Here is a 15,131-nt window from a genome sequence, read left to right as displayed (position 1 = left end):
TTAGAGGTTTTGAGAACGGAAAGATGATTTGTTAAGAGGTTAGATATAAGATCTTTGTATGAAGTTCTGAAGGTACAGAAAGAAAAGACCGATGAGGTCTTTTTTTTGTGCCATTTAAGTTGACAGTACGTAGTGAATTTTATAAAATAATATTAAGTATTTTTAAAATATGAAATGATATGATTTGGGGTGTTTATATTGAAATATATATTCTTTGGGAGTTTGGTTATCTTATTGATTCCCCTCTTATTTTGTATATATACAGTACAACGGATAGAAAAAAACGCTTTACGGAATTCGGTGTTTGGATTACTGCTTTCACAGACAGGAATGGTTATGCTGTATGGTATGGCGTTGATGACAGTCGATGAGAAGCTGGCATTGTTTTTTTATGCACTTTTTTATTTTTGTGTAGATTTTATGACGTTGTTGCTGTTTATTTATAGTCGTGTATATGCTGACACCTATCGGCATAAAGTATGGATGCGTCCGGTAACGTATATCCTGTTGCTTACAGATGCGATTGTGTTATTTTCAAATCTTAGAGTGCAGAATGTATTCCATGTGGCTCCGATGACAGACCAGTTCGGTAATGTTTATTATGGTGTAAAAAGCTATGGTATCTTGTATGGGGTTCATACATTGATTTGTTATGCATTTGCTGCGGCATGTCTGATTGTTCTGCTTGTCCGCAGGTCAAAATGCCCAAGAATTTTTCAAGTAAATTATTCTTCGATCATTATTACGCTTATATTGACCGCAATTGCAAATATTATGTTTTTCAAGTTTGAATTCATTTACGATTTTTCATTGATCGGATATACCGCATTATGTTGTGCAATCACTTATTTTACATTCTTTCATATTCCGGCGGGCCTTGTAGAAAAAATGCTGGCCTTGTTTATTAAGACTATCGATGACGGAGTTGTCTGTTATGATGTAAAAGGGAAATGCATTCATGCAAATGAACAGGCAAAGAAGATTCTTCATGTGTCTGAGCTTTCTGCACTTGATAAAAAGTTGCAGGGCTGGCTGAATGGAAAAAATCTTCGGGATATTCATGATATTGCATGGAAAGAACAATTTCGAATAGATGGAAAAGTACATTTCTTTCAGTTTCAATATAAGAAGATGATATATGAGAATCACGAGATTGGAAGCTTTTTTTTGTTACATGACCGAACGGAAGAAGTGGAGCGTGTGAAATCTGAACAGTATAAGGCAAACCATGATGCATTGACAGGTATTTATAATCGGGAATATTTTTATGAGTGCGCAGAACAGATGTTACGGGAGAATTCAGATACGGCGTTTTATATTGTTTGTAGTGATATCCGTGATTTTAAGATTGTGAACGATGTATATGGAAGTAAAAAGGGGGATGATATTTTAATAAAACAGGCAGAAAGTCTGAAACAGAAAACTCCGGCAGGTTGTATTTATGGGCGGTTGGCAGGTGACCGGTTTGCACTGCTTTTGCCAAAGGAATTATTTCAGGAAAACATATTTCGACGGGAGATTTCGCGAATTGAGCATATAGAAGGTAATTCCAGTTTTAGGCTGCGTATGTATATGGGAATCTATGAAGTAGACGATAGGAATACACCGGTTGCAGTTATGTGTGACCGGGCTATTATGGCAATCAAAACCATCAAGGATGATGTTTCAAACCGTATCAGCTATTATGATAAGGAGCTGCGGGAGACTGCACTCAAGGAACAGGGAATTATCAGTCAGTTCCATGATGCGTTAGAGGGCGGACAGTTCTGCTTTTATATTCAGCCACAGATATCTGCGGACGGTGTTGTGCGTGGTGGAGAAGCACTGGTTCGCTGGATTCATCCAGAGCGTGGTATGATTCCGCCGGGAGAGTTTATTGAGCTGTTTGAGCGGACCGGTCTGATCAGTGAGTTGGATCGTTACATATGGGAGAAAGCCTGTATCCAGCTTCGCGACTGGTGCAGACAGGGACATGCAGATTTTTATTTGTCAGTAAACATTTCACCACGTGATTTTTATTATATGGATATCTATAAAGTGTTTACTCAACTGGTACAAAAGCATGGCTTCGAAGCGAAGAATCTTCATCTGGAAATCACGGAAACGGCAGTCATGTCGGATACGAAAAAAGTAATCCGTCTGGTAAACAAACTGCGGCAGTATGGGTTTAAGGTGGAGATGGATGATTTTGGAAGCGGATATTCTTCTTTGAATATGTTGAAGGATATCAAGATGGATACAATCAAACTGGATATGGGATTTTTACGTAAGACCAGAAATAATGAACGAAGTATGTCAATCGTAAGCAATGTTATTCATTTGTCGAAACGACTGGGGATGGAGGTTGTTACCGAGGGAGTAGAAACCAGGGAACAGGTGGATGCATTAACCATGATGGGGTGCGATGTATTTCAAGGATATTATTTTGCAAAACCAATGTCGGTTTGGGATTATGAAGACAAATATATTTCAACCGAAGGATAGGGGAGATAGGATTGAAGAGTGCGATGTTAGCGATTATGCTGATTATGATTGTTTTGTTGGTATATCGCATTGTTATGATCAAGCAGATAGAACAGACACAGGTTGCGAAGGATGTGGTACGGCTTCATACTGTAGCTGCATCAACCATTTTGTTTTATGCCATGACGATTCTGGATATCAATGATACAGTTGCATTGGCGTCGTATGGCTTGTATTTTTGGTGCAGTGATTTCCTGTTGATATTGTTTTTTATTTATATTAATGATTTTACACAGGAGACGTTTGTCAACAAACGTGGAGGTTTAATCCTTGGGATATTGATAGCGATTGACGGGATTCTGTGTGGCATTAATGTATATAATCAGATGTTATTTTCGGTTGTATTATCCGGAGATAAAGCAGAGGGATATTATTACAAAGTCACCTCAAGAACGTGGCTTTATTCATATCACAAGTTGTTCGTGTATATGTTTGCGGTTATGACATTTCTGCTGTTAGCTTATGAAATCTATAAGGCGGCACGAATTTATGTGAAACAGTATTATGCAATTTTGTATTGCTTTTTGCTGATGATTGCAACAAATGTTGTTTATGAGGTGCTCAACCTGGAGTTTGATTACTCCGTGTTATTTTACGGAATTACCGCTGCCGGCATCTATTATATTACATTTCAGTATGTGCCGAAGGGGTTGGTGGAGAAAACACTTGTTATGGTGGTACAAAATTTCACAGATGGTGTTGTCTGCATGGATATCAAAGGACGATGCATCTATGCCAATGTGTATGCCAGACAGGTATTTCATGTAGATAAAGATACTCGTGTGATCGAGAACTATTACCGGTCGTGGAAGGGTGATCGCAAACCGGAAGAAATCGAGGAATGCAGTTGGCAGGGCGAGACAGAAATCAATGGTAAACAGAATTTTTTTGCTGCACGATATCGGGGAATCTGGGATGAAGACAACCGTTTTATCGGTTGTTATTATGTACTGCATGATGAAACAGAACATCGGAAAAAACTGGAGGAAGAACGCTACAGGAGTAATTATGATTCGCTGACAGGTCTGTTCAACCGTGAGCATTTTTATGAAACTGTTGAGCAGCAGATCGTCGCAAATCCAAATGTAAAGTATAGCATTCTGTGTGCGGATATTCAGAACTTTAAGATCATCAACGATGTGTTTGGAATTGAGCGTGGCGACGCGGTGTTACGGTCTCTGGCAAACATGTTCCGAAATCTGGCGACGGGCGATACAGTACTGGCGAGACTTTCGGCAGATCGATTTGCAGTCTGCGTGCGCGATGAGAAGCTCAACCATGAGCGATATTTGGAGGAATTGGATCTGATTAGCCATATTGGAGATAATAATTCTTACCACGCACGGATTTATACCGGAATCTGTCCAATCCGGAACATCAAAACACCGATATCTGTCTACTGTGACAGGGCATTTCTGGCAATTGAATCGATTAAGGGGGATTATCAGCAGTCCATTGCATATTATGATGATGAATTGCGAAAACAGATGCTGGAGCGACAGCATATGGTCAGTGATTTTCGCTCTGCAATAGCAAAACAGGAATTTCGGCTATATTTGCAGCCACAGGTAGATGAGCAGGGAACGATGCTTGGCGCGGAGGCATTGGTGCGCTGGTTCCGTCCGGTGCATGGCATGATGCTGCCGGAGGAGTTTGTCGATGTGTTTGAAAAATCCGGTCTGATCAGCGCGATGGATCAGTATGTATGGGAGCTTGCCTGTAAGGAGTTGCAGCGTTGGAAAGCGATGGGAAAAGAGCAGTATTACATATCGGTCAATGTATCACCGAAGGATTTTTATTTCTTAGATATTTATACAACTCTGACAACTCTGGTGGAATGTTATGAGATTGATCCGGATAAGCTGCGTCTGGAGATTACAGAAACGTCCGTCATGAAAGATGCGAATAAACATCTGGCGTTGATCGATGATCTCCGGACATATGGGTTCCGTGTGGTGATGGATGATTTTGGACGTGGATACTCGTCATTGAATATGCTGCAGGACATGAATCTGGATGCAATCAAGATTGATATGGAATTCCTGCGGAGAAATGAAGATCCGGAGCGTAGCCGGATGATTCTGGAAATGGTACTGAATCTGGCAAAGGAGCTGGATATCCATGTAGTGACAGAGGGCGTCGAACAAAAAGACCAGCTTCAGTATATGCAGGAGCTTGGATGTACATTGTTCCAGGGCTACTATTTTGCAAAACCGATGCCGGTCAATCAGTTCGAGAAAACTTATTTTTAACTTAAGCGAGCAGGGTTTCCCATGTCTCGTAAAGTGCGGAGAGCGTTTCTTCCAGCTCTTCGCGCTTTTTTGATAGCTCGCCGAGTTTGGCAGAGTTTGTTGCGTATTCAGGATTTAAGAATTCCTCGTCAATCTGCGCAATCGCTGCCTCTGTTTCTTCAATTTTTTGTTCTGTTTTTTTGATATCGTTTTCTTTCTTACGAAGTCGTGCCTGTTCTTCCTTCTGCTTTTTGTAATCATCTTTGCCGGAAGGAGTGGCAGAAGGTGCTGTTGCGGTGTCTGCGGAAGTATCCGTCTGTTTCGGTGCAGCCGCCTCGTACACCTGATCCTTGTGACTTTCGTAATAATCGTAATTTCCGATAAAGCTGTAAAGCTGTTCGTCCTTTAATTCCAGAATCCGGGTTGCAATCCGGTTGATGAAATAACGGTCATGACTGACAACAAATACGGTTCCGGTATAGCTGCGGATTGCATCCTCCAAGATACCCTTGGACTGGATATCCAGATGGTTTGTCGGCTCATCTAGGATTAAGAAATTGGCAGGGGAGAGCATGAGCTTGGCAAGGGACACACGTCCACGCTCGCCGCCGCTTAAATCTTCAATCTTCTTAAATACGTCGTCTCCGGTAAATAAAAAGGCTGCCAGTACATTTCGGATTTTTGTGTTGGTCAGATCAGGGTAGGCATCGCTGATCTCCTCGAAGATCGTCTTATGCAGGGAGAGTACCTGATGCTCCTGGTCGTAATAGCCGATATGTACGCGCGAGCCAAGGGCAATCGTTCCGGCGTCCTTCGGTACAAGATGATTGACCATCTTTAAGATCGTGGTCTTTCCAGTTCCGTTTCCGCCAATTAGGGCGACCTTTTCGCCGCGCTTGATATCAAAGTCAAGATCTTGGAACAGACAGTTTGTGCCGAAAGATTTCGCCAGATGCGTGACGGTTAAGACGTCATTCCCGCTTTCCACAGATGGCTCTAAGGTGAGCCGCATCTCGGAGGCAACCTCGGTCGGCTTGTCTAAGACTTCAATCTTATCTAACATCTTTTCACGGCTTTCCGCACGTTTGATGGACTTCTCACGGTTAAATTGCTTGAGTTTCGTGATGACAGCTTCCTGATGCTTGATTTCCTGCTGCTGGTTTAAGTAGGCCTTCATCATATTGGCACGGATCTCTGCGCGCTTGGATGCAAAGTAGGTGTAGTTTCCGTGGTAGACGGTTGCCTTTTTGTTGTCGATTTCTACGATCTGCGTTGCAATCCGATCAATGAAATAGCGGTCATGGCTGACCACGATCACACTACCAGGATAAGAGGACAGGAAAGACTCGAGCCATGAAATACTTGGCATGTCCAGATGGTTTGTCGGCTCATCGAGGATGATGATGTCCGGGCGTGTCAGAAGCAGACGTCCCAGTGCGATTCGCATCTTCTGACCACCGGATAATGTATTGATATGGCGGTCATAGTCCTCCGGACCAAAACCGAGTCCTTTTAAAACGCCTGTAATCTCACTCTCATAAGAATACCCATTGTCGCGGTCGTATTTGCTGCTCAGGCGGTTGTAGGTCTCTAAGATCTTCTCTAATTCTTCGCCTTCTGCATGCTTCATATCCTGTTCTAAACGGCGGATATTCGCCTCTAAATCAAGGATGTACTGTTTGGTTGCAAGCATTTCGCCATAGATCGTGTTGTCAAAGGAGATATCCTGATGCTGGGACAGATACCCAATCGTGGTATCCTTGGCAATCACGACCTGTCCGCTGTCGGCGGATTCTTCGCCCATGATAATCTTTAGGAGCGTCGTTTTTCCAGAGCCGTTGATACCGACAATGGCGATCTTTTCTTTCTCGTTGACATGGAAGTTGATATCCTTCAAAACTTCCTTTGTGCCGAATGCTTTTGATATATTCTGGCATGCTAACAGCATGATAAATTCCTCCTGCGTGTTTCGAACAAATTCTACCAGTGCATTTTATCAAAAAGCGGGAGGACTTTCAATCATACATTGAAATAAGCACGAAAAAATGGTATACTAAAATATAATTATGCGAACAAATGTTTTGAGAATTTCCATGAAAAAGGAAGTGAAGGTTTTGTTATTTGGGAAAACGAGTCAGGCAAAAAAAGAGATAGAAGCACTGTTTCATGAAGTGCAGATCAATCTGGAGAACAACTACAAGGATCTGGCGATTTCTGCGCGGAAGCAGGCGGAGGTAAAGCTGGCTGAATATCAGGCAGCCGGGGAGCTAAAGGAAAAGGAATATAAGAAATTAAAAGAGCAGCTCGACGAATATACAAAACGAATGGAAGGATATCATCATTGATATGCAGCAGGGAATTGGTAGAAAAATAGTGATTGCGGTCGGCATGCTTGTAGTTGCAGGACTTTTGATCGTACTGTACCAGTGGGGGAATGCACGGGAGGATACATCAAAGGACAGGCAGCCTGCCGATGGACAGACGACGTACAGCTTCGCGATGGGAACATCAGTGTCGGTCAGTCTGTATGGGACACAGGATACGGAGTATGCAAAGATTGAACAGGCAATCAAAGACTTAGATGAGCAGGAGATATCATGGCGGCAGGAGGGCAGTGCCTTATATAAGCTGAACCACACATACACAGCGGGAGAAGCGGCAGAGGTTTCGGATACCTTGTATCTGGCGCTGACGCAGGCGTATAACATATGCCGGGACAGCCAGGGCGCACTGGATATTACGATCCGTCCACTGGCGAATCTCTGGAATATCGAGTCGGCGACGGAGAAAGATTTCCGGGTTCCAACTGACACAGAGATTAAGACTGTGCTTGAAAAGACAGGCTATGAGGCAGTGACGATTGGTGAATCGCAGACGGTGACGATCGACAAGTCCGATATGGTGTTAGATCTTGGCGCGGTTGGCAAGGGATTCGCACTGGATATTGCAGAACAGATATTAAAAGAAGATGCAGTAAGCGGCGGAACGATCAGTGTCGGCGGAAGCGTGCTTGTGTATGGTGCAAAAAAGGACGGCAGTTCATTTCGGGTAGGCATCCGTGATCCGCAGGGTGACGCAGAGGATATGATCGGTTATTTGGAATTTGCTTCGAACAGTAACACCTGTGTATCCACCTCCGGTGATTATGAAAAGTTTATCGAGAAGGATGGTACGAGGTATCATCATATTTTAAATCGTACAACCGGATATCCGGCGGAGTCAGGACTTGCTTCGGTGACAGTTGTATGCCAAAATGGCTTGTACAGCGATGCATTGTCGACGGCATGCTATGTGCTTGGCTATGAGAAGTCTTTGCCGTTGTTGCAGAAGTACAAGGCAGAGGCAGTATTTATTGACAAAGAAAATCAGGTGACTGTGACGGATGGACTGAAAGAACAGTATCATGCGGCACAGGCTGCACAGAAATAAAATAGAAGGCGAAAAGAGATGTTAAAAATGAAGTGGCTGGAACATTTAAAGACGATTACTGCACATAAGATTATGGTGATGCGGCATTGCTTTGCGGTTGGATTGTATAAGCAGGGACTGTTGCACGACCTGTCCAAATATTCATGGACGGAGTTTTCGATGGGCGCGAAATACTATCAGGGAAACCGCAGCCCGAACGATGCAGAGCGTGAGGATAAGGGATACACCTCTTCGTGGCTGCACCACAAGGGAAGAAACAAACACCATCTGGAGTACTGGGTGGATTACAATGTTGACAGAAGCGATACAAAACATTTGCTGGTTGGCTGTAAGATGCCGAAGGAATATGTGATTGAGATGTTCTGTGACCGTGTGGCAGCCTGCAAGATTTACAACAAGGAAAATTATTATGAGAAGCAGCCACTCGATTATTATATGAATGGCAGATCGAGACGTCTGCTGCATCCGGATTCCGCGAAGCTTCTGGAGAAGTATCTGAATATGCTTGCGAGAAAGGGCGAGGCTTATACCTTTCGTTATATTCATAATTATGAGGTGATTCCGCTGCGTCGGAAGAAGCTTGCGAAGTATCTGCCATTTTTGAAATATTTGTTTCCGTATGGAGAAGATTACTAGGAGATAAGATGAAATTTACACATTTACATGTGCATACGCAGTACAGTCTGTTGGACGGCTCGGCAAAGATCAAGGAGCTGGTTCCGCGTGCGAAAGAACTTGGCATGGATGCGCTGGCAATCACAGACCACGGTGCGATGTATGGCGTGATCGAATTTTATAAGACATGTAAGGCAAATGGAATCAAGCCGATCATCGGCTGTGAGGTGTATGTGGCACCGGGTTCCAGGTTTGACCGTGAGGTGGTAAAGGGAGAAAACCGGTATTACCATCTCGTTCTGCTTGCAAAAAACAACGAGGGATACCACAACCTCTGTAAGATCGTGACACGTGGCTACACGGAGGGCTATTATTATAAACCGCGTGTGGACATGGAGGTGCTGGAGAAATACCATGAGGGTATCATTGCACTTTCGGCATGCCTGGCTGGTGAGGTTGCGACTGACTTGCGTCAGGAGCAGTATGAGAAAGCAAAAGAAGCAGCATTGCGTCATCTGAAGATCTTTGGCGAGGGCAATTATTATCTGGAGATGCAGGATCATGGCATCCCGGATCAGCGTACCGTCAATATGGGCGTGATGCGGTTGTCCAAAGAAACCGGCATCCCGATGGTTGTTACGAACGATTCCCATTATATCAACAAAGAGGACTGGGAGGCACATGATATTCTGCTCTGTATCCAGACGGGAAAGACGGTCAATGACGAAGATCGTATGCGCTATGAGGAAGGACAGTTCTATCTGAAATCTCCGGAGGAGATGGAGGCGCTGTTCCCATATGCAAAGGAAGCATTGGAGAATACGAACAAGATCGCAGATATGTGTAATGTCGAGATCGTATTTGGTGAGCGGAAGCTTCCAAAATACGATGTGCCGGAGGGGTATGATTCCTTCTCGTATCTGACGATGCTCTGTGAGGAGGGCGCGAAAAAGCGGTATCCAGAGGTCACAGATGAGGTAAAGAACCGTCTGCATTATGAGCTTGACATGATTAAACAGATGGGCTTTGTTGATTATTTCCTGATTGTGTGGGATTTTGTCAATTACGCGAAAAGTCATGATATTCCGGTTGGACCGGGCAGAGGCTCTGCTGCCGGATCAATTGTATCCTATTGTCTGTATATTACGGATATCGAGCCGCTTCGGTACGATCTGCTGTTTGAACGATTCCTGAATCCGGAACGTGTATCGATGCCAGATATTGATATTGATTTCTGTGTCAACCGAAGACAGGAAGTCATTGATTACGTCGTACAGAAATACGGCAAGGAAAAGGTTGTCCAGATTGTCACTTTCGGTACGATGGCAGCAAAGATGTGTGTGCGCGACGTCGGTCGTGCGATGGCACTTCCATATAGTCTGTGTGATAAGGTTGCAAAGGCAATTCCGAACAAGGTTCCGGGCGTAAAAGATGTCACTCTTCCGGTGGCTTTGAAAGTAAGTCCAGACCTGAAGGAAATGTATGAGAATGAACCGGATGTAACAAAGCTGCTTGACATGGCAATGAAGCTCGAAGGTCTGCAACGGCATACGGGTGTACATCCCGCAGGCGTTATCATCGGTCAGAAGCCAATCGAGGAATATGTACCGCTCGCACGGAGCGTGGATGGTGGTATTGTCTGCCAGTATGAGAAAGACCCGGTGGAAGAGCTGGGGCTTTTGAAGATGGACTTTCTGGCATTGCGGAATCTGACTGTCATCAAGGACGCGTTAGACCGGATTGAAGAAAATCATGGTGTGAAGCTCAATATGTCGGAATTGGATATGAGTGATCCGGCAGTCTATGAGCTGTTATCAGAAGGAAAGACCGACGGCGTGTTCCAGTTGGAAAGTGCCGGTATGAAGTCTTTCATGAAGCAGTTGAAGCCGAAGAATCTGGATGAAATTATTGCCGGAATCTCGCTGTATCGTCCGGGACCGATGGATTTCATTCCGAAGTACTTAGCGAACCGTGAGCATCCAGAAAGTATCGTCTATGATACACCGAAGCTGGAGAAGATCCTGAAATCAACATACGGATGTATGGTATATCAGGAGCAGGTTATGCAGATCGTAATGGAGCTTGCCGGATATTCGATGGGACGTTCGGATCTGGTACGCCGTGCGATGGCGAAGAAAAAAGCGGACGTCATGGACAAAGAGCGGCAGTATTTTGTATATGGTAACGAGGAGTTAAACGTGCCGGGCTGTGTCAAAAACGGTATCCAGGAATCCGTCGCCAATAAAATCTTCGACGATATGGTCGATTTTGCGAACTATGCATTTAACAAGTCGCATGCGGCAGTGTATGCGGTGGTCGCATATCAGACCGCATATTTAAAGATCTATTATCCGGTTGAATACATGGCAGCGCTGATCTCGTCTGTCCGTGAAAATACGGAGAAGATGAGCAGTTATATCCAGACGTGTAAATCGCTTGGCATCAAAATCCTGCCGCCGGATATCAACAAAGGAAGCGGAGATTTCCTTGTCGATGGAAATGCGATCCGGTTTGGCTTGTCAGGATTAAGAAGTATCGGAGACGGTGTGACAGAAGTCGTGCACCAGGAGGTTGTTGCGAACGGTCCATTTACAAGCTTAGAGGATTTCTGTACGAGACTTTCTGGGAAGGAAGCAAACAAGCGGACGATCGAGAGCTTTATTTTAGCAGGAGCGTTTGACAGCTTCGGCTATAACCGCCATCAGATGATGATGGTGTATCCGGCTGTGTTAGAGCAGACGGCGAAAGAAAAGAAAAATGCCATGAGTGGACAGATGTCGCTGATGGATTTCCTTGGAGAGGAAGAAAAGACGGAATTTCAGGTGCGCTATCCGGATGTGGAGGAATACCCGAAGGATGAGCTGCTTGCAAAGGAAAAGGAGATTCTGGGTATCTATGTCAGTGGACATCCGCTGGAGGATGATCTGGATATTATAGAAGAATACACAACCGCGAAGTCGACGGCATTTCTGGCAGATACCGAGGAGGACGAGAATGCCGGAACGGAGATGGAGTTCGAAGAGCGTGAATGTGTCGTGGATAAATCCAGCTACACGATTGGCGGTCTGCTCACGGAGATTACGAAGAAGACAACACGAAACGGCGATGAGATGGCATTCCTTACTGTGGAGGATCTGTATGGTTCGGTTGAGGTTGTCGTGTTCGCCAGAGATTACCGGCAGAATAAAGACCGGTTTGTGAAGGATGCGAAGGTGCTGATCAAAGGAAATGCATCGGTCGATGAGCGGGGCGGCAAGCTGCTCTTCTCAAAGATGACAACCTTCGACGAGATACGGCAGGAACGTATAGCAGCCGGTAAGGAACTGTGGCTGCGCTTCACAGAATTAGAGACCTATATGCAGCAGGAGCAGGCACTCTATGCGACGCTCCGGCAGTATCCGGGCCGGGTGGTCGTGAAGGTACTGATCAAACCAGCCGGAGAAGGACAGGAGCAAAATATCAAGCTCAAGCAGTTACCGGATTTATACCGGGTCGATGCCAGTGAGACTCTGGTAGAGAAATTGAAACAGACATATGGAGAGGCGAATGTCATTCTCTTAGATAAGAAAGGAAACGGAGAAAAATCGTGATAACGTCAGCGTCAAACGACAAAATCAAAGAAATAAAAAAGCTGATCAAATCCGCCAGCCGGCGCAAAGAGACCGGACTTTATATCGTGGAGGGCATCCGCATGGTGCGGGAGATTCCGGCAGATGCGGTCAAGACACTTTATGTGGCGGAAAGCATGACAGACAAATTCGCAGATATCTGCAACCAGATACCGGCAGAGGTGGAAATTGTCAGGGATTCGGTTTTCCAGAGTATGTCGGATACAAACACGCCGCAGGGAATTCTGGCGGAGGTATATCAGACAGCCACAACGGAGGATGATTTATTTGCAGGTGATGCGGCACCGTTTCTTCTGATTATCGAACGACTGCAGGACCCGGGAAATCTTGGTACCATTATACGAACCGCAGAGGGTGCTGGGGTGACGGGTATTATCCTGAGTGCAGATACGGTCGACATCTACAACCCGAAGGTGATCCGTTCTACGATGGGATCGATCTTCCGGATGCCAATTGCCGTAGCCGAGGATCTGGCAGCGACGATCGATCGCGTGAAAACACGTGGAATCCCGGTTTATGGGGCGCATCTGGATGGGGCAACCTTCTATGAGAAAGATTTTACCGGTGGCTGTGCATTTCTGATCGGAAACGAAGGAAATGGTCTGTCCGATGAAATCAGCGCAAAAGCGGATGATCTGATCCGGATTCCGATGTGCGGACAGGTGGAGTCGTTAAATGCAGCGATTTCGACCGCGGTGATCGCATACGAGGTATTGCGACAGCGAAGCACAGGAAAAAAATGAAAAAGTTTGGAATATTACAATATAGGCACGCATATATTGTAAATGTACAATATTAAAAATTCACAGTTTATATGGGGATATAAATGAGGCTGTGAACATTGACAAGAGGGAGGAAAAAATATGACAGAGAAGATTTTGAACAACAATCAGGTGGTAGTAGCAGGAGAAATCGTATCAGATTTCCGATTCAGCCATGAGATATTCGGAGAGGGATTCTATATGGTGGATCTGGTAGTCAGCAGATTAAGCGATGCGCATGACGTGATTCCTTTGATGGTTTCCGATCGCCTGTTTGATGTAGAAAAATCCCACATCGGGGAAAAGGTACTGGCGAAGGGACAGTTCCGGTCGTACAACAAGCACGAGGAGAACAAGAACCGTTTGATCCTGTCTGTGTTTGTACGTGAGATCGAGGTGATCGACGCGGTGGATGACAAGGAGAACAAACCGAACCAGATATACTTAGACGGATACATATGCAAAGAGCCGATCTACCGTATGACGCCGCTTGGCAGAGAGATTGCAGATATTCTGCTCGCTGTGAACCGGGCATACGGAAAATCAGATTATATTCCTTGTATCTGCTGGGGCAGAAATGCCAGATTTGCAGGAAAGCTCGCAGTTGGTGAGCATGTGGCAATCTGGGGACGTATCCAGAGCCGGGAATATCAGAAAAAAATAGGAAATGATGAGATAGTCAATAAGGTCGCATACGAGGTGTCAGTCAGCAAGATGGAATGTTTGGAATAATGATTGACAGACCTGTATAACGATGATATACTATCCTTGATTTTGATTGAGTAGAGGTGCGGAATTCAAGAGTACTTTGCGGGATGACTTAGAGCAGTGGATCGCATGGAAAAGGGGAAACCGCCGAAGGACGACAGATGTCTAAGCACTGGAATCCTGGTTGTGCAATGAAGAATTGTATGACTGTCATTTGTAAGCATGCAGATGGAGCGCTACCGGAATTGAGACATTTCAAGCTGGCACTTTATCGGGTGCCAGCTTTATTTATGGTTATACCTTATAATTATTTAGGAGGAAGAGAAAGATGTCAATTTTTACAGGTTCAGCAGTTGCGATTGTAACACCATTTAAGAAGGATGGTTCGGTGGATTATGATAAGTTCCGTGACGTGATCGAGTATCAGATCGCTGGTGGAACCGACTGTATCGTTGTATGCGGAACGACAGGTGAGTCTTCAACCTTATCCCATGAAGAGCATCTTGACTGTATTCGTTTCTGTGCAGAGGTTGTCAACAAGCGTATTCCGGTTGTTGCAGGAACAGGTTCAAATTGTACAGAGACAGCTATTTATCTGTCTCAGGAAGCAGAGAAGTATGGCGTGGATGGTCTGCTTGTTGTAACACCATATTACAACAAGGCAACACAGAAAGGTCTGATCGCACATTACACAGCCGTTGCAAACAGCGTGACACTTCCAATTATCATGTACAACGTACCAAGCAGAACCGGTACGAACATCCAGCCGGAGACAGCCGTATATCTGGCTAAGAATGTAAAAAATATCGTAGCGATCAAGGAGGCAACTGGCAATCTGTCACAGGTTGCACGTCTGGTAAGCCTGGCAGATGGATGCCTCGATGTATATTCTGGAAATGATGATCAGGTTATGCCAATCCTGTCCCTTGGTGGAAAGGGCGTGATTTCTGTACTTGCAAATGTAGCTCCGAAGGAGACACATGATATGGTACAGAAGTACTTAGATGGTGATGTGGTTGGAGCCAGAGAGATTCAGATCAAGGCAATTCCTCTGTGTGAGGCACTGTTCTGTGAGGTAAACCCAATCCCTGTCAAGAAGGCAGTGGAACTGATGGGACTTTGCGAAGGCAACCTTCGTATGCCACTGACAGAGCTTGAGCCAGAGCATACAGAGCAGTTAAAGAAAGCAATGACAGGATTTGGTGTAAAAATCCAGTAATACAGATAGACAGACC

General features: G+C 44.9%; 10 protein-coding genes and 1 riboswitch. Of the genes, 9 read left to right on the top strand and 1 reads right to left on the bottom strand.

Annotation, left to right across the window (positions count from 1 at the left end; translation table 11 throughout):
* Positions 1-189 precede the first annotated feature (189 nt).
* Both AAAT93_RS08170 and AAAT93_RS08165 read left to right on the top strand, forming a co-directional pair.
* Positions 190-2,484: a GGDEF and EAL domain-containing protein gene (locus AAAT93_RS08170; RefSeq protein ID WP_117781261.1), complete on the top strand. Its 2,295-nt coding sequence runs from the start codon at positions 190-192 to the stop codon at positions 2,482-2,484.
* A gap of 11 nt (positions 2,485-2,495) precedes the next feature.
* Positions 2,496-4,775, top strand: a complete 2,280-nt coding sequence (locus tag AAAT93_RS08165; protein WP_117781262.1) for an EAL domain-containing protein — start codon at positions 2,496-2,498, stop codon at positions 4,773-4,775.
* A 1-nt stretch (position 4,776) separates the two neighbouring features.
* Here AAAT93_RS08165 and AAAT93_RS08160 read toward each other — a convergent pair whose 3' ends face one another.
* Positions 4,777-6,702 (bottom strand): ABC-F family ATP-binding cassette domain-containing protein, encoded by a 1,926-nt coding sequence (locus AAAT93_RS08160; protein WP_117781263.1) that lies wholly within the window; start codon positions 6,700-6,702, stop codon positions 4,777-4,779.
* A gap of 145 nt (positions 6,703-6,847) precedes the next feature.
* Between AAAT93_RS08160 and AAAT93_RS08155 the strand changes: the two genes are divergently transcribed.
* From AAAT93_RS08155 to dapA, 7 genes are all read left to right on the top strand, one after another.
* Entirely contained in the window at positions 6,848-7,099 is a 252-nt protein-coding gene (locus AAAT93_RS08155; protein WP_117781264.1) for a hypothetical protein, read from the top strand.
* 1 nt (position 7,100) lies between these two features.
* Positions 7,101-8,183: an FAD:protein FMN transferase gene (locus AAAT93_RS08150; protein WP_227572919.1), complete on the top strand. Its 1,083-nt coding sequence runs from the start codon at positions 7,101-7,103 to the stop codon at positions 8,181-8,183.
* Between the two features lie 27 nt (positions 8,184-8,210).
* Positions 8,211-8,819: a DUF5662 family protein gene (locus AAAT93_RS08145; RefSeq protein ID WP_021984171.1), complete on the top strand. Its 609-nt coding sequence runs from the start codon at positions 8,211-8,213 to the stop codon at positions 8,817-8,819.
* Positions 8,820-8,827: 8 nt separating this feature from the next.
* Positions 8,828-12,388 (top strand): DNA polymerase III subunit alpha, encoded by a 3,561-nt coding sequence (locus tag AAAT93_RS08140; RefSeq protein ID WP_021984172.1) that lies wholly within the window; start codon positions 8,828-8,830, stop codon positions 12,386-12,388.
* Complete coding sequence (locus AAAT93_RS08135; protein WP_021984173.1) at positions 12,385-13,170, top strand: TrmH family RNA methyltransferase; 786 nt, start codon at positions 12,385-12,387, stop codon at positions 13,168-13,170. Before AAAT93_RS08140 ends, AAAT93_RS08135 begins: the two co-directional genes overlap by 4 nt.
* A gap of 120 nt (positions 13,171-13,290) precedes the next feature.
* Entirely contained in the window at positions 13,291-13,920 is a 630-nt protein-coding gene (locus AAAT93_RS08130) for a single-stranded DNA-binding protein (protein WP_021984174.1), read from the top strand.
* Positions 13,921-13,963: 43 nt separating this feature from the next.
* Positions 13,964-14,143: riboswitch (Lysine riboswitch) on the top strand.
* 81 nt (positions 14,144-14,224) lie between these two features.
* On the top strand, positions 14,225-15,115 hold the full coding sequence (dapA, locus tag AAAT93_RS08125) for a 4-hydroxy-tetrahydrodipicolinate synthase (RefSeq protein WP_021984176.1): 891 nt from the start codon (positions 14,225-14,227) through the stop codon (positions 15,113-15,115).
* Positions 15,116-15,131 lie beyond the last annotated feature (16 nt).

The sequence above is a fragment of the Coprococcus hominis (ex Arizal et al. 2022) genome, assembly GCF_040094675.1.
GTDB classification, from domain to species: Bacteria; Bacillota; Clostridia; order Lachnospirales; family Lachnospiraceae; genus Coprococcus_C; species Coprococcus_C hominis.
The sequence above is the reverse complement of the archived record's forward strand: the minus strand, read 5'-3'. Positions and strand labels throughout refer to the sequence as shown.